The following is a 20,938-nucleotide window of genomic DNA, read 5'->3' as shown; positions in this document are numbered from 1 at the left end:
GGCGGGTGCATTCCGCGGTCTTCCTGATCGAATTCGGCGCCATCATCCTCGGTCTCGGCCTGCTCGGACGGCTGGCCGGCCGCTTCAGCTTCTCCCCGATCCCGCTCTACCTCCTCGCGGGGCTCGCCTTCGGCAAGGGCGGCCTGCTGCCGCTCGGCGCGAGCGAGGAGTTCGTCGCCATCGGCGCCGAGATCGGGGTGATACTCCTGCTGCTCATGCTCGGCCTGGAGTACACGGCCAGCGACCTCGTCTCCAACCTCAGGACCCAGTACCCCGCCGGGCTCGTCGACTTCGCCCTCAACGCCCTGCCCGGCGCCGCCGCGGCGCTGCTGCTCGGCTGGGGGCCCGTCGCCGCCGTCGTCCTGGCCGGCGTCACCTGGATCTCCTCCTCCGGCGTGATCGCCAAGGTCCTCGGCGACCTCGGCCGCCTCGGCAACCGCGAGACACCGGTCATCCTCAGCATCCTCGTCCTCGAGGACCTGGCGATGGCCGTCTACCTGCCCATCATCACGGCCCTGCTCGCCGGGGTCGGCCTCGCGGCCGGCAGCGCGACGCTCGCGATCGCCCTGGGCGTGGCCGGCGCCGTTCTCTTCGTCGCCGTCCGCTACGGGCGCCTGATCTCCCGGTTCGTCTCCAGCGACGACCCGGAGAAGCTGCTCCTCGTGGTCCTCGGCCTGACGCTGCTGGTCGCGGGCGTCGCCCAGCAGCTCCAGGTCTCCGCGGCCGTCGGGGCGTTCCTCGTCGGCATCGCCCTGTCCGGGGAGGTCGCGGAGGGCGCCCACACGCTGCTGAGCCCGCTGCGCGACCTGTTCGCCGCGGTCTTCTTCGTCTTCTTCGGACTGCACACCGACCCCGCGAGCATTCCGCCGGTCGTCCTCCCGGCGCTCGCCCTGGCCGTCGTCACGGCGCTGACCAAGATCGCCACCGGCCACTGGGCCGCGCGGCGGGCCGGCATCGGCGTCAAGGGCCGCTGGCGGGCCGGCGGCACCCTGGTCGCGCGCGGCGAGTTCTCCATCGTCATCGCCGGACTCGCCGTCACCGCCGGAGTGCAGCCGCAGCTGGGGCCCTTCGCCACCGCCTACGTGCTGATCCTCGTCGTGATCGGCCCGCTCACGGCCCGCTTCACCGAGCCGGTCGCCGCCGCCCTCGCCCGGCGTCGCACGCCGGTGCCCGAGAGCGGGAGCCGCGGCCGGGCGTCCTCGGCCGACTCCGCCACCGGATCGCCCCTCGGCCCCCCGAGGTCCCCGGGCGGCGCGGCCGCGGCGGACGGCGGCGACGGCGCGCAGGGCGCCGCCGGTGTGCCCGGCGTGGACGGTGCCGGCAGCGTGGACGGCCGGAGCGCGCCCGACCGGGTGTGAGAGCGCCGGACACGGGTGCCGTGCGCCCGGGCGGTCCCGGGCCCGTGGTCAGTACGATGGTCTGCCGTTCCCCGGTCGGCGGGGGAGTGAGCGGGCGAACGGCGACGGCGGGCAGGAGGGCGGCGGCATGGTGGACCGGGCGGACGACGGAGCGGGGTCCGCGCCGCGCAGGCGCGCGCAGGGCGAGCTGGAGGCCCAGGTGCTCGCCGTGCTCCGGGAGGCGTCCGAACCGGTGCCGGTGGCCTGGGTGCGGGAACGCCTCGGCGGCGCTCTCGCCTACACCACGGTGATCACCATCCTGACCCGGCTGCGCGCGAAGGGAGCCGTCGAGCGCGAGCGCTCCGGCCGCTCCTTCCGGTGGACGGCCGTCGCCGACGAGGCCGGGCTGGCCGCCCTGCGGATGCGCAGGGTGCTGGACGCGGAGACGGACCGCCAGGCGGTCCTCGCCAGCTTCGTCACCGCACTCTCGCCGAACGACGAGCGACTCCTGCGTGAACTGCTCTCCAGGGACGCCGAGGAGGAGGAAGGCTAGCCGCCATGGGAGTCTTCGTCTTCCTTCCCCTGGTCCTTCCGCTGACCGCGTGGCCGGTCGCCCGCCTCGCCGAGCAGCGGCTCGATCCCCGTACGGCGACGCGCCTGCTCGCCGTCCTCGCCGGCGTCTCCGCCGTGTGCAGCACGCTCTGCCTCGGCCTGCTCGTGATCGTGGGCACCGCCCAACTGCCGGGCAACCCGCTTCCGGACGGCTGGTCCGATCCCGACGTCCGCGCCGCCGTCCCCTACGACGAGGTCGCGGGCCGGGCCGCCATCCCGGCCCTCCTGGCCGTCCTCGTCTCGTGCGGCGGCGCGGCCTGGCGTCAGCTGCGGGCCCGCCGCCGTGCCGCCGGCGCGCTCGGCGGGCTGCCCACGACGTCCGTCGCGGTACTGCCGGACCGGACGCCGTACGCGTACGCGCTCCCGGGCGGCGACTCCACCCGGCGGGGCCGTACCGGCGGGCGGCGCGGCCGGGTCGTCGTGAGTACGGGGATGCTCGCCGGGCTCTCGTCCGCCGAGCGCCGGGCGCTGTTCGCCCATGAGCGGGCGCATCTGGCCGGGCACCACCACCGGCATCTGCTGACGGTGCATCTCGCCGCGCGCGCCAACCCGTTCCTGCGCCCGCTGCGTACCGCCGTCGCGTACACGGCCGAGCGGTGGGCGGACGAGGAGGCGGCCGCCGAGGTCGGCAGCAGGCGTACGGTGGCGCGGGCGATCGGCAGGGCCGCGCTGCTGGCCCCGGGGGCGCCCGCGGCGACGCTGCCCGCGGTGGCGGGCGCGGGGCCGGTGCCCCGGCGGGTCGCGGCGCTGATGCGGCCCGCCCCGGTGGGCGGGGCGTGGCCGCCGGTGTTCACCGCGGTCGGACTGGCGGCGTGGGGCGCCGCGTTCGGCGTGACCGTGTCGGCGCTGTCCTCGGCGAACTCGGCCGTGACCCTGTTCCTCGTCCTGCACGCGACCGCCGCGCCGGTCTGACCGGCGCGGCGGGCTCGGGCCGCGGGCGGGGGTGTCTCAGAGGTCGAACTCGTGGGGCGGCAGGTCGAGCGTGAAGCACGCCTCGCGCACCACGGCCTGCTCGGTCTTGTCGAAGTCGCCGTCGGCGCCGCCGATGACGATGCCGATCTGGACGACGGCGCGGGCCTCGGCGGGCTTCTTCTTCGCCTTGGCGATCTCCTGGAGCACGCTGACCTTGCCGAAGTCGAAGTCGGCGGTGAGCTTGTTCAGGTTGTCGTCGAACCGGCGCTGGAGGTCGAGCGCGTCGAAGTTCTGCAGGACCTCGTTGCTCGCGATGAGCTGGGCGACCCGGCGGCGCTCGGCGGGGTCGATCGTGCCGTCGGCGGCGGCGACCAGGGCGCACATGGCCATGCTCGCGTCCCGGAACGCGCCGCTCTTCAGGTCGTTCTTCTTCGCCACCAGCTGGGTCTGCATCGTCGATGCGGATTCCCGGATGCGGTCCCACAGGGCCATGAGTACTCCCGACGTCGGTTACTTCTACGGACTTGTAGAACGTAACAGCGGGCCGAGGGGTTCCCGGGGCGGAAGGGGCGGCCGTGTCGCGGCGGGCGGAGCGAGCGGCCGCCGGTCACCCGCCCGTCAGCAGCAGGGAGGCCCACAGGGCCACCGTCGAGGCGACGAGGGCGGCGGGGACCGTCAGCAGCCCGAGCCGGGTGAACTCGCCGAGGGCCACGGGGTGACCGTGGTCCTGGGCGACCCGGCGCCAGAGGAGGGTGGCGAGGGAACCGGCGTACGTGAGGTTGGGGCCGATGTTCACGCCGAGCAGGACCGCGAGCACCGGGCCCGGACCGGAGGCGGCCGCCAGTGGGACCAGGGCCAGCGTGGCGGGCAGGTTGTTGATCAGGTTCGCCAGGACGGCGGCGAGCGCGGCGGTGCCGAGCAGGGCGGGGAGCGAGGTGCCGTCGGGAAGGACGTGCGCGAGCGCGGTGCCGAGGCCGTTGTCGACGACCGCCCGGACCACGACGCCGAGCCCGAGGACGAACGCGAGGAAGGGCAGCGACGCCGAGCGGACGAGCGCCCGCGGGGTGGTGCGACGGTGCGCCAGCGCGTGCACGGCCAGCACGGCGGCACCCGCCGCGGCCGCCCAGGCCGGGTCCAGGCCGACGGCCGAGGCCACGCCGAACCCCGCGAGCGTCGCGGCCACGGTCCCCAGGGCGAAGAACGGGAACGGCGCGGGCTCCGGCGGGTCGACGGGTTCGGCCGGGGCGGCGAGGTCGCGGGCGAAGAAGCGCCGGAAGACCGCGTACTCGACCGCGATGGCGGCGAGCCAGGGGAGCAGCATCAGCAGCGCGAACCGGGTGAAGCCGACGCCGGCGGCCGTGAAGGCGAGCAGGTTGGTCAGATTCGAGACGGGCAGGAGCAGCGACGCGGTGTTGGACAGGTGCGCGCCGGCGTACACATGAGGTCCCGGGCGGGCTCCCATGCGGGCGGTGGTCGCGAAGACCACCGGGGTCAGCAGGACGACCGTCGCGTCCAGGCTGAGCGCGGCGGTGATCAGCGAGGCGAGCGCGAAGACCGCCCCGAGCAGCCGCTGCGGGCGCCGGCGGGCCCGCCGTGCCATCCAGGAGCCGCAGGCGTGGAAGAGCCCCTCGTCGTCGCAGAGCTTGGCGAGGACGAGCACGGCCGCCAGGAAGCCGATGACCGGACCCAGTCGCTCCGCCTCCTCGCGCACGGCCGCGGGCGTGACCGCGCCCACCGCCAGGACGGCCCCGGCGGCGGGCACGGCGAAGGCCGCCTCGGGCAGGCGGAAGGGCCGGACGACGGCGCAGATCAGCACCATGGCCAGGGCACATACGGATACGAACGCGACGAGCATGCGTTCGATGATGCAGGGTGGCCCCGGGGCCGGGATCTCCGGGGGCGACCCGCCCCGCACGGCGCCTCGGGGGAGGGTCTTCGGGGGTGCGAGCTGATGCCGGGTCAGAAGGAGGTGGGGGTGAAGGGCTTGTGGCCTGCCCGTCCATCAATAAAATGTCACACACCATACAAGGAGTTCGGAGTCCACCCATGGCCCACGAGCAAGCCCCCGTGCACCGCGCCCGCCCGTGGCACGGGATCATGGTCGCCACCGCCCTGCCCCTGCGCGGCGACGGCACCGTCGATCACGACGCCTACGCGCGGCACGTGGCCTGGCTGATCGCCGAAGGCTGCGACGGGGTCGTCCCGAACGGCTCCCTCGGCGAGTACCAGACCCTCACCGACGAGGAGCGCGCCCAGGTCGTCCGCACCGCCGTCGAAGCGGCTGGGGACGGGGCCCGCGTCATGCCCGGCGTCGCCGCCTACGGCAGCGCCGAGTCCCGCCGCTGGGCCGAGCAGGCCGCCGAGGCCGGCGCCGGATCGGTCCTCCTCCTGCCGCCCAACGCCTACCGCGCCGACGAGCGGGCCGTACGCGACCACTACGCCGAGGTCGCCGCCGCCGGCCTCCCCGTCGTCGCCTACAACAACCCGATCGACACCAAGGTCGACCTCACCCCCGGACTCCTGGCGAGCCTGTACGCCGACGGCAGCATCGTCGCCGTCAAGGAGTTCAGCGGAGACGTCCGCCGCGCCTACGAGATCGCCGAACTCACCCCGGGCCTCGACCTGCTCGTCGGCGCCGACGACGTCCTCCTCGAACTCGCCCTCGCCGGCGCGGTCGGCTGGATCGCCGGCTACCCCAACGCACTCCCGCGCAGCTGCGCCACGCTCTACCGCGCCGCCGTCGCCGGAGACCTCGACGTAGCCCTCCCCCTCTACAGGTCCCTGCACCCGCTGCTCCGCTGGGACTCCAAGACCGAGTTCGTCCAGGCCATCAAGCTCTCCATGGACCTCGCCGGCCGCCCCGGCGGCGCCACCCGGCCGCCGCGCCACCCGCTGGCACCCGAGCAGGCGGCCGTCGTCCGCGCCGCCACGGAGAAGGTGCTCGCGGAGGGGCACGCGTAGGCGCCGGCCCGCCTTTCGCCCGAGCCCGCCTGCCGCCTGGCCGCCTGCCGCCGCCCGTCCGCCTGTCACGGCCTGTCCGTCCGTAACTGCCCGTACCCGCCCGTACCTGCCCGTACCCGCCGTACCCGCCCGTTCGTCCGCCCCTGTCCGCCCGTCCGCCCCGAAAGGACGACCCCATGCGCACCCGTCACGTCTACCACGCGGTGGACTCCCATACCGAGGGCATGCCCACCCGTGTGATCACGGGCGGCGTCGGCGTGATCCCCGGAGCCACGATGGCCGAGCGCCGGCTGCACTTCATCGAGCACATGGACCACCTCCGCACCCTCCTCATGTACGAGCCGCGCGGCCACGCGGCGATGAGCGGCGCGATCCTCCAGCCGCCCACCCGCCCCGACGCCGACTACGGCGTCCTCTACATCGAGGTCTCCGGCCTGCTGCCGATGTGCGGACACGGCACGATCGGGGTGGCGACCGTCCTCGTCGAGACGGGCATGGTGCCGGTCGTCGAGCCGGTCACCACCGTCCGCCTCGACACCCCGGCGGGGCTCGTCAGCGTCGACGTCCACGTGGCCGACGGTGCCGCGAAGGCCGTCACGCTGACCAACGTGCCCTCCTTCTCCGTCGGGCTCGACCTCAAGGCCGAGGTCCCGGGCCACGGCACCGTCACCTACGACCTCGCCTTCGGCGGCAACTTCTACGCCTTCGTCGACCTCGACGCCCTGGGCCTGCCGTTCGGCCGCGCGCACAAGGACGAGCTGCTCGCCGCCGGTCTCGCCGTCATGGACGCGATCAACGCCGGACCCGACCGGCCCGTCCACCCCGAGGACCCCGCCATCGCGGGGGTCAAGCACGTCTACCTGGCCGCGCCCGGCTCCGACGCGACCCGCTCGCGCCATGCCATGGCCATCCATCCCGGCTGGTTCGACCGCTCCCCGTGCGGTACGGGTACCAGCGCGCGGCTGGCCCAGCTGCACGCCAGGGGGCTGCTCGCCCCGCACACCGACTTCGTCAACGAGTCCTTCATCGGCACCGAGTTCACCGGACGGATCGTCGGCGAGACCGTCGTGGGCGGGCTGCCCGCCGTCATCCCGACCGTCACCGGCCGGGCCTGGATCACCGGGACCGCGCAGTACTTCCTCGACCCGGACGACCCCTTCCCGGCCGGGTTCCTGCTCTGACGCCCGGGCGGCCGGAACTCCCGGACCCCAGATGGAGAAACGTGACATTGTACGATGCTCCTCCGTGACTTCTCGGAGGACGCACGATGGGTGACCTGAAGCAGTACGGCCTGGTCCGGGCGCAGGAACGGCTCCGCGACCAGGTCGGGCACGCCCTGCGCGCGGCCCTCATCGCCGGCGAACTGCGGCCGGGCCAGGTCTATTCGGCGCCCGGACTCGCCGCCGACCTCGGCGTGTCCGCGACCCCCGTCCGCGAGGCGATGCTCGACCTGGCCCGGGAGGGCCTGGTCGAGCCGGTGCGCAACAAGGGCTTCCGCATCACCGAGGTCAGCGAGCGGGACCTCGACCAGTACACCGAACTGCGCACCCTCATCGAGGTGCCCACCATCGGCCGCATCGCCGAGACCGCCGACCGGGCGCGGCTGGAGGCGCTCCGCCCCGTCGCCGAGGAGATCGTCTCCCGCGCCCGGGAGCACGACCTCATCGGCTATCTGGAGGCGGACCGCCGCTTCCACCTCGCCCTGCTCGCCCTCTCCGGCAACGACCGCCTCGTCGAGACCGTGGGCGAACTGCGCAAGCGCTCCCGCCTCTACGGGCTGACCGGCCTCGACGAGGCCGGCAAGCTGGTCACCTCCGCCGAGGAACACCTCGAACTCCTCGACCTGATGGCCGCCGGCGACGCGCGCGGCGCCGAGGACTGCATGCGCCGCCACCTCGGCCACGTCCGCTCCCTCTGGGCCGACGCCCGCGACGAACCCCTCGCCCACCCCGGCGAACCACGCGCTCGAACCGCCGGAACGCTCGCCCGAACCGGCGAACCGCGCGCCGGAACCGCCGGAGCGCTCGCCCGCGACGCCGCCGCCCGCTAGACGGCGGCGGGCCGGAGTCGGGCCGGGGTCGGGCCTTCAACTCCCGCTGGCTCAGGGCGAATCGGACCCCTGGACAGCCTTGGGCGTATCTATATGCTGAGGCCATGCTTCCTGCCGCCCCGACGCCCGCGAACGACGCCGGCGCCGCATTCGTCCCCCCTCCCGCGACCGCCGCCCGGCTGGCCGGTGTGGGGGCGTCGCCGGTACGGGAGATCCTGGCGCTCACCGCGCGGCCCGAGGTGATCTCCTTCGCCGGGGGCCTGCCCGCCCCCGAGCTGTTCGACGTCGCGGGGATCAGGGCGGCGTACGACCGGGTCCTGGCCGAGCAGCCGCAGCACGCGCTCCAGTACTCGACGACCGAGGGAGACCCCGAGCTGCGTACGGCCGTCGCCGCGCGGCTGACCGCCCGCGAACTGGCCACGGACGCCGACGACCTGCTCGTCACCACCGGCTCGCAGCAGGCCCTCACGCTCCTGACCACGGCCCTCGTCGAGCCCGGCGCCGTCGTACTCGTCGAGGACCCCTGCTATCTCGCGGCCCTGCAGACCTTCGGCTTCGCGGGAGCCCGGATCGTCCCCGTGCCCACCGACGAGCACGGCCTCGACCCGGCCGCCCTGGACGAGATCGCGGCACGCGAGAAGCCCACCCTGCTCTACCTCGTCCCCACCTTCCAGAACCCCACCGGCCGTACGCTCCCCGCCGAGCGCCGCACCGCCGTGGCCGAGGCCGCGGCACGCCACGGCTTCTGGATCGTGGAGGACGACCCGTACGGCGAGCTGCGGTACGACGGCGAGCGCGTCCCCTGGATCGCCGCCGACCCGGCGGCCGCCGACCGCACCGTCCTGCTCGGCTCCTTCTCCAAGGTCATGGCCCCCGGCCTGCGGCTCGGCTTCCTCCGCGCCCCCGCCGGGCTGCGCCGCGCCTGCGTGATCGCCAAGCAGGCCGCCGACCTGCACACCTCGACCATCGACCAGGCCGCGGCGGCCCGTTATCTGCGCGACAGCGACCTCGACGCGCACGTCGCCGTCATGCGGGCCGCCTACCGGGAGCGCCGGGACGCGATGCTCGACGGCCTCCCGGCCGCGCTCCCCGCGGGCACCCGCTGGAACCGCCCGGAGGGCGGCATGTTCATCTGGGCGACCCTGCCCGCGGGGCACGACGCCACCGCGCTCCTGAAGACCGCCGTCGGCCACGAGGTGGCGTACGTGCCGGGCGCGCCCTTCTTCTGCGGCGAGCCGGATCCGGGCGCGATGCGCCTGTCGTTCACCACCCACTCGGCGGACGAGATCCGGGAGGGCCTGCGCCGGCTGGCCAAGAGCTTCGCCTGACGGCCGGTCCGCACGGTTGACGCGCTGAGTTGACTTACGAGGACGTCGTCCCGCCTCCTCCCACGGCGTGGGCCGACCGGGTGACTTCCGGTCCGCGTCGGCCACGGCCCGGTCACGACCTCGTGTCGTTGTTGGGCCGAACGGGTGAGGAGCGGGAGGATGGGTCCATGAGTAGGTACGAGAGGTACGACGTCACCGACGAGCAGTGGGAGGGCCTGGCGCAGGTCGTGCCCCTGCGCGGACGTGACGAATGGCCGTCCAGGGTCGACCACCGCACGATCCCCGAGCAGTACGAGTCCGTCGAGCAGCGCCGCATGGTGGTGCTCCGCGTGCAGGTGTTCGCCGACGCCCGCGAGGTCGCCGAATACCTCGTCGCCCAGATCCCGGTGCTCCTCGATCTGACGAGCGCCGACACCGAGGTCGCCAAGCGGATCCTCGACTTCAGCAGCGGCGTGGTCTTCGGGCTCGGCAGCGGGATGCACCGCGTGGACCGGAACGTCTTCCTTCTCGCCCCGGCCGGCACGGAGGTCGAGGGCGCGGAGGGCGAGGACGAGGAGGAGGTCGTGGGCGGCCGGACCGCCGGCGTCCCCCGATCGTAGGAAGGTCATCTCGCCGTAACGGTTCGTCAGGGAACGGCCTGCGTACGGTCCGGGCATGGACCTCACCGGCGGCTCCACGCTCGCCCGCACGTCAGACGCACGCCCCTCCGGCGTCGCACGCTCCGGCGCCGACTCCTCCGCCCGCCCGGACGCCGCTTCCCCGGAAGTCGTCCCGCGGCAAGGCGTCCTGCCGGAAGTCGTCCCTCTGGACGCCGTCTTGCCGGAAGGCGTCCCCCTGGACGTCGTCCTGCCGGAAGGCGTCCCCCTGGACGTCGTCCTGCCGGAAGGCGTCGCCCCGGACGCCGTTCCCCCGGAACCGGCCCCGGCCGACGCGGGACGTCCTTCACCTGCCGGGCGCCTCTCCGGCTCCGGACGTCCTTCCCGCGCCGGACGGTCCTCCGGGCCGCGTGTCTCCGTCCCCGAGGCGCGGGGCCCGTCCGGCGGCGGGGCGGGGGCCGGGCGGACCGTCGCCCGGCCCGCCGTCACCGAGCTGCGCCTGTCCGCGTTCGCGGGACACCGCGGGGCCGTGCACCCGCTCGGGCCGGTCACGCTCTTCGCCGGGCCCAGCGGCAGCGGGAAGACGACCACCCTGCGGGCGTACGAGGCGCTGGCGAGGCTCGGCGCGGGCGACCCGCTGGACGAGGTGTTCCCCGACGCGGCCGACTGCGTCCCCGAGCGGGCCCGGCCCGACGCCCAGGGCCGGCGCGGCTTCCGGATCGGGTGCACGGTCGACGGGCCGGAGGGCCCCGTCCATCTGGACCTCGCCGTCCAGGCCGAGCCCCGGCTGAGGATCGTCGGCGAACGGCTCACCGGCCGGGGCCGCACCCTGCTGGCCACCGCGTTGCGCGACCCCGGCCGCAGCACCGTGCAGGCCGCATGGCACACGGCGGGGGCCACCCCCGTGACGCGCGCGCCACTCCCCGACGACCTGCTCGGCACGGCCCTGCTGCCGCTGCGCGTCGCGGGCAAGACCGCCGGGCAGCTGGAAGTGCTGGCCGCCGCCGAGCAGGTGGTCATCGGGCTGAGGTCCGCCTTCGCCTGCGACCCGCGGCCCGAGCGGATGCGGGCTCCCGTACCGCCGGGCGAGGGGCGGCTTCGGCGCGGCTGCGGCAACCTCGCCGAGGTCCTGCACCGCACCCACACCGACTGCCCCCGCCGGCACCACCGCCTCGCGGCCGTCGCGGGTGCCGGCTGCGCCGGCCCCGTCACCGGACTCGGCGTGCAGGAGCTGCCGGAGGGAACGGTACGGGCGTTCCTCGAACGGGGCAGCCGGCCCGCGACGCCGCTGGGCCGGCTCGGCGGCGGCGAACTGCGCTATCTGGCGCTCGCGCTCACCCTGCTCACCGGCCCCGGCGTGCTGGCGATGGACCGGCTCGCGGAAGTCCCCGACGCCATGCAGGGCCTGACACTGCTCGCCGACGGCCTGGACCGCGACCTCGACGGCCGGCAGGTGGGCGAACTGCTCCGGCTCGCGGTGGGCATCGCCGCGGACGGACACATCCGGGTCGCCGGGACGGTCGGCGAGCGGGCGGCGGGGGAGGCCCGGCATACGCCCGGGGTGACGGTGGTAGACCTGACCGGATGACGGACAACGACGACGTGGCGGGACTGCAGCGCAGGCTGGTCGAGTTCGCGGCCGCACGCGACTGGCAGCCCTACCACACGCCCAAGAACCTGGTGGCGGCGCTCAGTGTGGAGGCTGCCGAACTCCTGGAGATCTTCCAGTGGTTGACGCCCGAGCAGGCGGAGCGGGTGATGGACGACCCCGAGTCGGCGCACCGCGTCTCCGACGAGGTGGCGGACGTCCTCGCCTACCTTCTCCAGTTCTGCGCGGTGCTCGGGGTCGACCCCTTGGAGGCCCTGGCGGCCAAGATCGACCGCAACGAGGTCCGTTTTCCCGTCCGGAGACGGGGCGGAGGAGGCCGCGAAGGGGGTCAGGAAGGGGGCCGGACCGGAGATACGGACGAGGATCGTCACTCTTCGGAGTGATCGCCTTCTCCCCGTCGAGCTTCCTGTCCACAGATTTCCGAATTCCCCTGGTGGAGCGGCTCAGGCGGCCTCACGCTGGGTAGTGGATGGAGTGGGTAGTAAGTCGTACGAACGGGGGCTGCGTTGATGGACGCGGAGCGACTCATCACGCTCGGCCGGCGCGCGCTGGCGGAGAGCGGAACGGCACAGGACATCGTGGCGGAGGCATGGCAGGCCCAGGCCCTCGCCCAGGCGATAGGGAGTCATCTCGCCCTCTGCGGACCGCTGGAACTGAGGGGTGACGCGCGGGGGCTGAGCGAGATCGGGGAGTACCCGGTGTGGGGCGCCGGCGGCCCCCGGGCGGCCCAGCTGACCGAAGTGGGCGACCCGCGCGGGACGTTGACCGCGCTGGGGGCCTTACTCGGCGAGGTGGGGATCGCGCTCGTCGGGGTGGCCTGCGCCACCGACGAGGAAGGGCTCTACTGGCAGTGCATCGAGGCCATCGACGCCGCCGACGAGTCGAGCGACCGGGTCCGCGGGATGCTCCGGCGCCTCGCGGTGCGGGACGGGGAGCGGGCCCGCCCGCCCGACCCGGCCCGCGGTCGCGCGGGCCCCGGACGGGGCCCGACGTGAACGGCGCCCGGCCGACGGCCGGGACGCGGAGGGCGACGGAGGGCCTAGCGGTCGTGTCCGCGCTGGTCGGACCCGTGCTGGTGGGACTCGCTCTGGCCGGACTCGTGCTGGTCGGGCTCGTGGCGGTCGGCTGTGGACTGCAGGTCGGCGTCGAGCTGGGAGAGGTCGGCGGAGAGCGCCGCCATGAGCTCCTCCATCTGCTGGAGCAGACCCTTGGGGGCGCCGGCGGTCTTCTGCTCGGGCACGGACTGCGGTACCGGCTGCTCGGGAACGGCCCGCTTCGGCGCGGCTTCCTGGGACATGGCGGCCTCCTCGACCCGGACCCCACCGCCGAGGACGGGGCCGCGAGAGAGAGCGACGCACCGGCAGCGGCCGCCGGCACGAGGGCCGGGCGGTCCGGCTCCGCCCGAGCCAACGACGGGTGCCGGGCCCCGGTCACTGGCCAGGGCGGACGCGCCCCGCCAGGGGGTCGGATATTCACCCGCCCGTGCCGGTGCGGACGGCGGGGTGACGGAGAGGTTGACACGCACCCGACGGTGCAGGATGGAGGTATGGATCTTCGCATCTTCACCGAACCCCAGCAGGGAGCCGACTACGACACCCTCCTCGGCGTGGCCCGGGCCACCGAGGACCTGGGGTTCGATGCCTTCTTCCGCTCCGACCACTATCTCGGCATGGGGTCCGGCGACGGGCTGCCCGGCCCCACGGACGCCTGGATCACCCTGGCGGGCCTGGCCCGGGAGACGAAGAGGATCCGGCTGGGCACGCTGATGACCGCGGGGACCTTCCGGCTTCCCGGGGTCCTCGCCATCCAGGTCGCCCAGGTCGACCGGATGTCCGGCGGCAGGGTCGAACTGGGCCTCGGGGCGGGCTGGTTCGAGGAGGAGCACCGGGCGTACGGCATTCCGTTCCCGAAGGAGAGGTTCGGCCGGCTGGAGGAGCAGCTGGCGATCGTGACGGGGCTGTGGGGGACCGAGGTCGGGAAGACCTTCGACTACGCGGGGGAGTACTACCGGCTCACCGACTCCCCGGCACTGCCCAAGCCCGCCCAGGACAGGATCCCGGTGCTGATCGGCGGGCACGGCGTGAGCCGTACGCCGCGGCTGGCCGCGCAGTACGCCGACGAGTTCAACATCCCCTTCGCCTCGTTGGAGGAGAGCGCGCTGCAGTTCGGCCGGGTCCGGGCCGCCGCGGAGGCGGCCGGGCGGGCGGCCGACGACCTGGTGTACTCCAACGCGCTGGTCGTCTGCGTCGGCAAGGACGACGCCGAGGTGGCGCGCCGGGCCGCGGCGATCGGGCGGGACGTGGACGAGCTCAGGGCGAACGGCCTCGCGGGCTCGCCAGCCGAGGTCGTCGACAAGCTCGGGCGGTACGCGGCGATCGGTTCCTCCCGGGTCTACCTCCAGGTCCTGGACCTGGACGACCTGGACCACCTGGAGCTGATCTCCGCGCGGGTCCAGTCGCAGCTGGGACGAGCGGGGTGATCCGGTGAAACCGGTCCGCACGCTCGCCGAGGCCCTCCGGGCGGGGACGGTCGTCCTCGACGGCGGTCTGTCCAACCAGCTGGAGGCGCAGGGCTGCGACCTCTCGGACGCGCTCTGGTCCGCGCGGCTCCTCGCCGACGGCCCCGAGCAGATCGAGGCGGCGCACGTGGCGTACGTACGGGCCGGTGCCCGGGTGCTCATCACCTCCAGCTACCAGGCCACCTTCGAGGGCTTCGCCCGGCGGGGCGCGGGCCGGGCGGCGGCGGGGCTGATGGCCCGGAGCGTGGAGCTCGCCCGGGCGGCGGCGGACCGCGCCGGGGAGGAGGTCTGGGTCGCGGCGTCCGTCGGACCGTACGGGGCGATGCTGGCGGACGGGAGCGAGTACCGGGGACGGTACGGGCTGTCCGTGCGGGAGCTGGAGGCGTTCCACCGGCCGCGGATCGAGGCCCTCGCGGCGGCGGCGCCGGACGTGCTGGCGCTGGAGACGGTTCCGGACGTGACGGAGGCGGAGGCGCTGCTGCGGGCGGCCGAGGGGTGCGGGGTTCCGGTGTGGCTCTCGTACACGGTCGAGGGCGGGCGGACCCGGGCCGGGCAGGACCTGGCGGAGGCTTTCGCGGTCGCCGCCGGCAACGACCAGGTCGTGGCGGTCGGCGTGAACTGCTGCGACCCGGCCGGGGCGGGGGGCGCCGTGGAGCTCGCCGTGGCCGTGACCGGGGGACCGGTCGTGGTCTACCCCAACAGCGGGGAGCGGTGGGACGCCCGCGCGCGCGGCTGGCGCGGCGACCCCGCCCTCGACCCGGCCGCGGCCACCGCCTGGGCCGCGTCCGGCGCCCGGCTCGTCGGCGGCTGCTGCCGCGTGGGGCCCGCCACGATCACCGCCCTCGCGGCGGCCCTGTCCGGGGACACCGGGGACACCGGCCATGCCGGGCATGCCAGGGGCACCGGGGGCACCGGGGATACGGGGCATCCCGGGGACGGCGGGGGGTTCCCGGGCTCCGGGGGTCGGCCGCTCTGAGGTGTGCGCCCGGGCCGGGGCCGCGGAAAATGCCTGGTCGGCGGGGGGACGGGCGAACCATACTCGGAAGTGTGTTCCTGACGATCAGTACGACCGGCAACCCGGAGCGACCCGCGACCGATCTCGGCTTTCTGCTGCACAAGCATCCCGAGCGGGCGCAGTCGTTCACGACTTCGCACGGCACCGTGCACGTCCTCTATCCCGAGGCGAGCACCGAGCGGTGCACGGCGGCACTCCTCCTGGAGGTGGACCCCGTGGCGCTGGTGCGCCGCGGCAAGGGCAAGGGCCGGGGCGGCGCCCCGGACTCCTCGCTCGCGCAATACGTGAACGACCGGCCCTACGCGGCGTCCTCGCTGCTGGCCGTCGCGCTCGCGAAGGTCTTCGCGACGGCGCTGCACGGCGTCTGCAAGACGATGCCCGAGCGGGCCGCCGCGCCGCTGCCGCTGCGCGTCGAGGTGCCCGTGCTGCCCGCGCGGGGCGGCGCCGAACTGGTGCGGGCGCTGTTCGGGCCGCTCGGCTGGGAGACGGTGGACGCCGAGCCGGTGGCCCTGGACACGGAGTTCCCCGAGTGGGGCGACTCCCGGTACGTGCGGCTGGTCCTGGAGGGCGAGCTGCGGCTCGCGGACGCCCTCAACCACCTGTACGTGCTGCTGCCCGTCCTCGACGACGCCAAGCACTACTGGGTCACGCCCGACGAGGTCGACAAGCTGCTGCGCGCCGGTGACGGCTGGCTGGCCGCCCACCCCGAGCGGCAGCTGATCACCGCCCGCTACCTCTCCCGCCGCTGGTCCCTGACCCGTGAGGCGACGGAGCGGCTCGAACTGGTGCGGCTCGCCGAGGCCGAGGAGGTCGACGTCGAGGACGTCGACAACGCCGTCGACGAGACCACGGACACGGAGGAGCGGCCGGTGCCGCTCGCCGAGCAGCGGCGCGAGGCGATCCTCGCCGCGCTGGGCGCCGCCGGAGCGGCCCGGGTGCTCGATCTCGGCTGCGGGCAGGGGCAGCTGGTGCAGGCCCTGCTCAAGGACGCCCGGTACACCGAGATCGTCGGCGTCGACGTGTCCGTCCGGGCCCTGACCGTCGCCGCGCGACGGCTGCGGCTCGACCGGATGGGGGAGCGGCAGGCCGCCCGGGTGAAGCTGTTCCAGGGCTCCCTGGCGTACACCGACAAGCGGCTGACCGGCTATGACGCGGCCGTGCTCAGCGAGGTCGTCGAGCATCTGGACCTGCCGCGGCTGCCGGCCCTGGAGTACGCGGTGTTCGGCTCGGCGCGGCCCCGGACGGTCCTGGTGACCACGCCGAACGTCGAGTACAACGTGCGCTGGGAGTCGCTGCCGGCCGGGCATGTCCGCCACGGCGACCACCGTTTCGAATGGACCCGCGAGGAGTTCCGGAGCTGGGCGGCCGAGGTCGCCGGGCGGTACGGGTACGACGTCGGGTTCACCCCCGTCGGCCCCGACGACCCCGAGGTCGGACCGCCCACCCAGATGGCCGTCTTCACCCGCACCGACGAGACCTTGAAGGAGGTCACGGCATGACCCGCACCCTGCACGTCACCGACCTGTCGCTCGTCGTGCTCGTCGGCGCGACCGGCTCCGGCAAGTCCACGTTCGCCCGGCGTCACTTCAAGCCCACCGAGGTCGTCTCGTCCGACTTCTGCCGGGGACTCGTCGCCGACGACGAGAACGACCAGTCCGCGAGCAGGGACGCCTTCGACGTCCTCCACTACATCGTGGGCAAGCGTCTGGAGGCGGGACGGCTGACCGTCGTCGACGCCACCAACGTGCAGCAGGAGGCCCGGCGGCAGCTCGTACAGCTGGCCAGGACGCACGACGTGCTGCCCATCGCGATCGTCCTCGACCTGCCCGAGGAGGTGTGCCGCAGCCGGAACGCCGGCCGCCCCGACCGGGCGGACATGCCCGCGCACGTCATCCAGCGCCACCGCCGCGAGCTGCGCCGCTCGCTGCGCGGACTGGAGCGCGAGGGCTTCCGCAAGGTCCACGTGCTGCGTTCCGCCGAGGAGGTGGAGGAGGCCGGGATCGTCCTGGAGCGCCGCTTCAACGACCTGCGCCACCTCACCGGCCCCTTCGACGTCATCGGCGACGTCCACGGCTGCAGCTCCGAGCTGGAGACCCTGCTCGCCAAGCTGGGGTACGTCGACGGCCACCACCCCGAGGGGCGCACGGCCGTCTTCGTCGGCGACCTCGTCGACCGGGGCCCCGACTCGCCGGGCGTCCTGCGCCGGGTGATGGGGATGGTCGCCTCGGGCGACGCCCTGTGCGTCCCCGGGAACCACGAGAACAAGCTCGGCCGCTGGCTGAAGGGACGGAAGGTCCAGGAGACGCACGGACTCGCCGAGACCATCGAGCAGCTGGCCGGGGAGAGCGACGCGTTCCGGGCCCAGGTCGCCGACTTCATCGAAGGGCTCGTCAGCCACTACGTCCTCGACGGCGGCAACCTCGTCGTCTGTCACGCGGGTCTGCCGGAGAAGTACCACGGCCGCACCTCGGGCCGGGTCCGCTCGCACGCGCTGTACGGGGACACCACCGGCGAGACCGACGAGTTCGGGCTGCCCGTGCGGTACCCGTGGGCGGAGGAGTACCGGGGCCGGGCCACCGTCGTGTACGGCCACACCCCCGTGCCGAACACCTCGTGGGTCAACAACACCCTCTGCCTCGACACCGGCGCCGTCTTCGGCGGGAAGATGACCGCGCTGCGCTGGCCGGAGCGCGAGCTCGTCGACGTACCGGCCGAGCGGGTCTGGTACGAGCCGGCCCGGCCGCTCGCCACGGACGCGCCCGGCGGCCACCAGGGACGCCCCCTGGACCTGGCCGACGTGCACGGCCGGCGGATCGTGGAGACCCGGCAGCTCGGCAACGTCGCCGTGCGGGAGGAGAACGCGGCGGCGGCCCTGGAGGTCATGAGCCGCTTCGCGGTCGACCCCCGGCTGCTGGCCTACCTGCCGCCGACGATGGCGCCGACCGCCACCTCGCGCACCGAGGGGTACCTGGAGCACCCGGCCGAGGCGTTCGCCCAGTACCGGGCGGACGGCGTCGAGCGGGTCGTGTGCGAGGAGAAGCACATGGGCTCCCGGGCCGTGGCCCTGGTCTGCCGCGACGAGGAGGCGGCCCGCGAGCGCTTCGGTGTCACCGGGGTGACCGGCGCGCTGCACACCCGTACCGGACGGCCCTTCTTCGACGACACCGCCGTCACCGAGGAGGTGCTCGGCCGGCTGCGGACCGCGATCGGCGCCGCCGGCCTCTGGGAGGAGCTCGACACCGACTGGCTGCTGCTCGACGGCGAACTGATGCCGTGGTCGCTCAAGTCCGCCGGGCTGCTGCGCGCGCAGTACGCGGCGGTCGGCGCGGCCTCCGGCGCCGTCCTCCCCGGTGTGGTCGGTGCCCTCGAACAGGCGGTGGCGCGCGGGGTCGAGGGGATCGACGGGCTGCTCGCCAGGCAGCGGGAGCGGGTGGGGGACGCGGCGGCGTTCACCGAGGCGTACCGCAGGTACTGCTGGCCGACCGAGGGACTGGACGGGGTGCGGTTCGCGCCCTTCCAGCTCCTGGCCGCACGCGGGCGCTCGCTCGCCGCCGTGCCGCACGACGAGCAGCTGGCCCTGCTCGACCGGCTGGTGGAGCACGATCCGACCGGGCTGCTCCAGGTCACCCGCCGGCTCGTCGTCGACACCGGCGACGAGGCATCGGTCAGGGCCGGCACCGACTGGTGGCTGGAGCTGACCGGAGCCGGCGGCGAGGGCATGGTCGTCAAGCCGCTGGCGGCGCTCGTCCGCGACGCCAAGGGCCGGCTCGGCCAGCCGGGCGTCAAGGTGCGCGGCCGCGAGTACCTGCGGATCATCTACGGCCCCGAGTACACCCGGCCGGAGAACCTGGAGCGGCTGCGTCAGCGCTTCCTGGGCCACAAGCGGTCGCTGGCGCTGCGCGAGTACGCCCTCGGCCTGGAGGCGCTCGACCGGCTGGCCGACGGGGAACCGCTCTGGCGGGTCCACGAGGCCGTCTTCGCGGTCCTCGCGCTGGAATCGGAGCCGGTCGACCCGAGGCTCTGACGCCGCCGCGCGACAGCGTCGCGAGACGACGCCGAAGGGAATGTTCCGGGGCGGTTTCGCGAAGCCTTCACCAAGGCTTCGCGAAGCCGCCCTTCCGCCGCCCACGGGGGGGCGCAGGGACGCCGGCGACGGCGCTCCCCTGCGCCCCTCGTGCTCGTTGACGTGTTTCTTCCGCACCCTCTAGCGTTCTTCACCCCATGAGGTGACGCAGCGTCAACTCTGTGACGGAGGTGGTCACATGGGGTGGGAACAAGCGCACGAATAAAGCCGGTCGACCACCGGCGGGCGGTCTTCCGCCGAGGGCGGGCGGACGGTACGGGGGGTGAACGGGCCATGAGTCTCTTCGGCCAGGACCGCTCCTTCCTCCACGCCCTCCCCGCGGCCGACCGGCGGGCGCTGCTCGCCGAGGGCGCCCGCCGCGTCTACGAACCCGGGGAGGTGATGATCCGTGAACGGGACACCAGCGCCTACGTCCTCGCCCTGCTCTCCGGCTGGTCCGTCGTCTCCGTCGGCACCGAGCGCGGCTCGCGGCTCATCCTCGCCCTGCGCGGCGCCGGCGAGGTCGTCGGCGACCTCGCCGCCGTCGACCTGCGCCCGCGCAGCGCCAGTGTCACCGCGCTCGGCGCGGTCGAGGCGGTGGCCGTCTCGGGCGACCGGTTCCGGCGCTTCCTCGCCGCCCGGCCGCACGCCACCTCGCTGATCATGCGGCAGCTCGCCACCCGGCTCCGCAGCGCCGACGTCGAACGCCGCGCGCTCGCCTCCGAGACCGTCCTCCAGCGCCTCGCCGCCCGGCTCGTCGAACTGGCCGAGCGTGCGGGGAGGCGCGCCGACGCCGGCACCGTGCTCGAACTGCCGCTGCCCCAGCACGACCTGGCGGCGGCCATCGGAGCCACCCGGGAGGCGGTCGCGAAGGCGCTGCGCCTGCTGCGCGAGCAGGACGTCGTCCGGACCGCGAACCGCACCGTCGTCGTCATCGACATGCGGGTCCTGGTGCTGCTCGCCGAGGGGCGCGCGCGCCCCCGCGCGGAACGGGCGGACGAATCTCCGCCGGATGTGTAAACGGCTACATCGCCGGTCGCGGAAGGCGACCACTCTGGACCTGCGCCACCGGCACGGAAACGCCGGCGAAGGCGGACGAGCGCCACCGACGAGGAACCGACGGCACCAAGGCGTCAAGCGGCACGACGGCACCACTGCACCACGGCATCAAGCGGCACGACGCATCACACAGGGAGTCCGAGTGAGCAGTGCGGGAGCGAGCGGGGTGGAGGGCGGCATCCACCGGTTCGTCGTCTTCGGCGACATCTGTGGTTCCGGGGCCATGGACATGGCGGAGAAGGAGCTGCACCGCGCCGCGATGTACGACGCCTTCGACGAGGCGTACAGCTCCGTCGGAGTCGAGCCCGGCACCTTCCACCAGGAGGACCGGGGCGACGGCATCCTCGCCGCCCTGCGCCCCGACATGCCGCCGACCCTCATGGTCGGGCGGTGGATCGACACCCTCTACGAGAGCCTGCGCGAGCACAACGCGGGCCGCAGCCGGCGGCTGCGGCTGCGGATCGGCATGAACGCCGGCCTCGTCGTCCAGGACCGGCACGGCCTCGTCGGACGGGCGGTGGACCTCGCCGCCCGGCTCTGCGACAGCCCCCCGGCCAAGCGGATCATGACGGAGGCACCCGAGGTCGACCTGCTCGTCGTGGTCTCCGACTGGCTGTACGAGAACGTCGTCGTCCTCGGCGGCCGGTACGTGGAGCCCGACCACTACCGGAAGTCCCGCATCCGGTCCAAGGAGACCGACGAGGCCGCCTGGTTCCACGTACCGCGCAGGACCGCGCCGCCGCTCGTCGGGTCCGACGGGGGCCCGGCGTCCGAGGGGGAGCCGGCGCCCGAGGGGGAACGGGCGCCGGCGGGGGGTTCACGGACCGGCGTTGGGGCCAGGGCGGGGGGCCGCCCAAACCCCCCGCCCCGGGGCCGGG

At 74.4% G+C, this 20,938-nt stretch carries 20 protein-coding genes; 17 read left to right on the top strand and 3 right to left on the bottom strand.

All coding sequences use genetic code 11. The features are described 5' to 3' along the window. Positions 1-5: 5 nt before the first annotated feature. The 3 genes from ACFVZH_RS30705 (at position 6) to ACFVZH_RS30695 (ending at position 2,861) form a co-directional block, all read left to right on the top strand. Positions 6-1,358, top strand: coding sequence for a cation:proton antiporter (locus tag ACFVZH_RS30705; RefSeq protein WP_384902380.1), 1,353 nt, complete (start codon positions 6-8; stop codon positions 1,356-1,358). Positions 1,359-1,485: 127 nt separating this feature from the next. Next, positions 1,486-1,890 (top strand): BlaI/MecI/CopY family transcriptional regulator, encoded by a 405-nt coding sequence (locus tag ACFVZH_RS30700; RefSeq protein ID WP_384902378.1) that lies wholly within the window; start codon positions 1,486-1,488, stop codon positions 1,888-1,890. Between the two features lie 5 nt (positions 1,891-1,895). Continuing rightward, entirely contained in the window at positions 1,896-2,861 is a 966-nt protein-coding gene (locus ACFVZH_RS30695; RefSeq protein ID WP_384902377.1) for a M56 family metallopeptidase, read from the top strand. A gap of 36 nt (positions 2,862-2,897) precedes the next feature. Here the strand turns inward: ACFVZH_RS30695 and ACFVZH_RS30690 are convergent, their stop codons facing one another. Both ACFVZH_RS30690 and ACFVZH_RS30685 read right to left on the bottom strand, forming a co-directional pair. Next, positions 2,898-3,353: a tellurite resistance TerB family protein gene (locus tag ACFVZH_RS30690; protein WP_384902376.1), complete on the bottom strand. Its 456-nt coding sequence runs from the start codon at positions 3,351-3,353 to the stop codon at positions 2,898-2,900. A gap of 115 nt (positions 3,354-3,468) precedes the next feature. Beyond that, a complete protein-coding gene (locus ACFVZH_RS30685) occupies positions 3,469-4,716 on the bottom strand; it encodes an SLC13 family permease (protein WP_384902374.1) in 1,248 nt (415 codons plus the stop codon). 191 nt (positions 4,717-4,907) lie between these two features. Between ACFVZH_RS30685 and ACFVZH_RS30680 the strand changes: the two genes are divergently transcribed. The 8 genes from ACFVZH_RS30680 to ACFVZH_RS30645 all read left to right on the top strand — a co-directional run bounded on the left by ACFVZH_RS30680 (position 4,908) and on the right by ACFVZH_RS30645 (position 12,400). Next, positions 4,908-5,822 carry a dihydrodipicolinate synthase family protein gene (locus ACFVZH_RS30680; protein ID WP_384902372.1) on the top strand — a complete coding sequence of 305 codons (915 nt, stop codon included), beginning with the start codon at positions 4,908-4,910 and terminating at the stop codon, positions 5,820-5,822. A 176-nt stretch (positions 5,823-5,998) separates the two neighbouring features. After that, on the top strand, positions 5,999-7,003 hold the full coding sequence (locus tag ACFVZH_RS30675) for a proline racemase family protein (protein WP_384902370.1): 1,005 nt from the start codon (positions 5,999-6,001) through the stop codon (positions 7,001-7,003). An 86-nt stretch (positions 7,004-7,089) separates the two neighbouring features. Continuing rightward, on the top strand, positions 7,090-7,872 hold the full coding sequence (locus ACFVZH_RS30670) for a GntR family transcriptional regulator (protein WP_384902368.1): 783 nt from the start codon (positions 7,090-7,092) through the stop codon (positions 7,870-7,872). 104 nt (positions 7,873-7,976) lie between these two features. Continuing rightward, the gene (locus tag ACFVZH_RS30665; protein ID WP_384902366.1) at positions 7,977-9,200 is read left to right on the top strand and encodes a PLP-dependent aminotransferase family protein; all 1,224 of its coding nucleotides are present in this window, start codon (positions 7,977-7,979) and stop codon (positions 9,198-9,200) included. A gap of 167 nt (positions 9,201-9,367) precedes the next feature. Beyond that, a complete protein-coding gene (locus ACFVZH_RS30660; RefSeq protein ID WP_384902364.1) occupies positions 9,368-9,799 on the top strand; it encodes a cell division protein SepF in 432 nt (143 codons plus the stop codon). A 490-nt stretch (positions 9,800-10,289) separates the two neighbouring features. Further along, on the top strand, positions 10,290-11,384 hold the full coding sequence (locus ACFVZH_RS30655; RefSeq protein WP_384902459.1) for an ATP-binding protein: 1,095 nt from the start codon (positions 10,290-10,292) through the stop codon (positions 11,382-11,384). Then, entirely contained in the window at positions 11,381-11,788 is a 408-nt protein-coding gene (locus ACFVZH_RS30650; protein ID WP_384902362.1) for a nucleotide pyrophosphohydrolase, read from the top strand. The genes ACFVZH_RS30655 and ACFVZH_RS30650 overlap by 4 nt, the downstream gene beginning before the upstream one ends. A 126-nt stretch (positions 11,789-11,914) precedes the next feature. Next, positions 11,915-12,400 (top strand): DUF6099 family protein, encoded by a 486-nt coding sequence (locus tag ACFVZH_RS30645; RefSeq protein WP_384902360.1) that lies wholly within the window; start codon positions 11,915-11,917, stop codon positions 12,398-12,400. 44 nt (positions 12,401-12,444) lie between these two features. On the opposite strand, the gene ACFVZH_RS30640 is transcribed toward ACFVZH_RS30645, so the two are convergent. Continuing rightward, the gene (locus tag ACFVZH_RS30640) at positions 12,445-12,702 is read right to left on the bottom strand and encodes a hypothetical protein (protein WP_384902359.1); all 258 of its coding nucleotides are present in this window, start codon (positions 12,700-12,702) and stop codon (positions 12,445-12,447) included. 249 nt (positions 12,703-12,951) lie between these two features. On the opposite strand from ACFVZH_RS30640, the gene ACFVZH_RS30635 reads away from it, so the two are divergent. The 6 genes from ACFVZH_RS30635 to ACFVZH_RS30610 form a co-directional block, all read left to right on the top strand. Further along, positions 12,952-13,884: an LLM class F420-dependent oxidoreductase gene (locus ACFVZH_RS30635; protein WP_384902357.1), complete on the top strand. Its 933-nt coding sequence runs from the start codon at positions 12,952-12,954 to the stop codon at positions 13,882-13,884. 4 nt (positions 13,885-13,888) lie between these two features. Beyond that, on the top strand, positions 13,889-14,899 hold the full coding sequence (gene mmuM, locus ACFVZH_RS30630; protein ID WP_384902355.1) for a homocysteine S-methyltransferase: 1,011 nt from the start codon (positions 13,889-13,891) through the stop codon (positions 14,897-14,899). Between the two features lie 71 nt (positions 14,900-14,970). Next, on the top strand, positions 14,971-16,437 hold the full coding sequence (locus ACFVZH_RS30625; RefSeq protein WP_384902353.1) for a 3' terminal RNA ribose 2'-O-methyltransferase Hen1: 1,467 nt from the start codon (positions 14,971-14,973) through the stop codon (positions 16,435-16,437). Next, a complete protein-coding gene (locus tag ACFVZH_RS30620) occupies positions 16,434-18,962 on the top strand; it encodes a polynucleotide kinase-phosphatase (RefSeq protein WP_384902351.1) in 2,529 nt (842 codons plus the stop codon). The genes ACFVZH_RS30625 and ACFVZH_RS30620 overlap by 4 nt, the downstream gene beginning before the upstream one ends. 333 nt (positions 18,963-19,295) lie before the next feature. Continuing rightward, the gene (locus ACFVZH_RS30615) at positions 19,296-20,021 is read left to right on the top strand and encodes a Crp/Fnr family transcriptional regulator (protein ID WP_384902349.1); all 726 of its coding nucleotides are present in this window, start codon (positions 19,296-19,298) and stop codon (positions 20,019-20,021) included. A 181-nt stretch (positions 20,022-20,202) separates the two neighbouring features. Then, positions 20,203-20,938 (top strand): hypothetical protein (locus ACFVZH_RS30610; protein ID WP_384902347.1); only part of this gene is annotated, 736 nt, incomplete at its 3' end.

The sequence above is a fragment of the Streptomyces sp. NPDC059534 genome (assembly GCF_042743475.1).
In the GTDB taxonomy this organism is placed as follows: Bacteria; Actinomycetota; Actinomycetes; order Streptomycetales; family Streptomycetaceae; genus Streptomyces.
Note: the sequence above shows the minus strand (reverse complement) of the source record. Positions and strands in the feature narration are given on the sequence as shown.

Excerpts from the sequence above, each read along its gene's own strand:
- ACFVZH_RS30700 (WP_384902378.1), top strand. The coding sequence starts at position 1,486 with ATGGTGGACCGGGCGGACGACGGAGCGGGGTCCGCGCCGCGCAGGCGC.
- ACFVZH_RS30695 (WP_384902377.1), top strand. The coding sequence starts at position 1,896 with ATGGGAGTCTTCGTCTTCCTTCCCCTGGTCCTTCCGCTGACCGCGTGG.
- ACFVZH_RS30690 (WP_384902376.1), bottom strand. The coding sequence starts at position 3,353 with ATGGCCCTGTGGGACCGCATCCGGGAATCCGCATCGACGATGCAGACC.
- ACFVZH_RS30685 (WP_384902374.1), bottom strand. The coding sequence starts at position 4,716 with ATGCTCGTCGCGTTCGTATCCGTATGTGCCCTGGCCATGGTGCTGATC.
- ACFVZH_RS30680 (WP_384902372.1), top strand. The coding sequence starts at position 4,908 with ATGGCCCACGAGCAAGCCCCCGTGCACCGCGCCCGCCCGTGGCACGGG.
- ACFVZH_RS30675 (WP_384902370.1), top strand. The coding sequence starts at position 5,999 with ATGCGCACCCGTCACGTCTACCACGCGGTGGACTCCCATACCGAGGGC.
- ACFVZH_RS30670 (WP_384902368.1), top strand. The coding sequence starts at position 7,090 with ATGGGTGACCTGAAGCAGTACGGCCTGGTCCGGGCGCAGGAACGGCTC.
- ACFVZH_RS30665 (WP_384902366.1), top strand. The coding sequence starts at position 7,977 with ATGCTTCCTGCCGCCCCGACGCCCGCGAACGACGCCGGCGCCGCATTC.
- ACFVZH_RS30660 (WP_384902364.1), top strand. The coding sequence starts at position 9,368 with ATGAGTAGGTACGAGAGGTACGACGTCACCGACGAGCAGTGGGAGGGC.
- ACFVZH_RS30650 (WP_384902362.1), top strand. The coding sequence starts at position 11,381 with ATGACGGACAACGACGACGTGGCGGGACTGCAGCGCAGGCTGGTCGAG.
- ACFVZH_RS30645 (WP_384902360.1), top strand. The coding sequence starts at position 11,915 with ATGGACGCGGAGCGACTCATCACGCTCGGCCGGCGCGCGCTGGCGGAG.
- ACFVZH_RS30640 (WP_384902359.1), bottom strand. The coding sequence starts at position 12,702 with ATGTCCCAGGAAGCCGCGCCGAAGCGGGCCGTTCCCGAGCAGCCGGTA.
- ACFVZH_RS30635 (WP_384902357.1), top strand. The coding sequence starts at position 12,952 with ATGGATCTTCGCATCTTCACCGAACCCCAGCAGGGAGCCGACTACGAC.
- ACFVZH_RS30620 (WP_384902351.1), top strand. The coding sequence starts at position 16,434 with ATGACCCGCACCCTGCACGTCACCGACCTGTCGCTCGTCGTGCTCGTC.
- ACFVZH_RS30615 (WP_384902349.1), top strand. The coding sequence starts at position 19,296 with ATGAGTCTCTTCGGCCAGGACCGCTCCTTCCTCCACGCCCTCCCCGCG.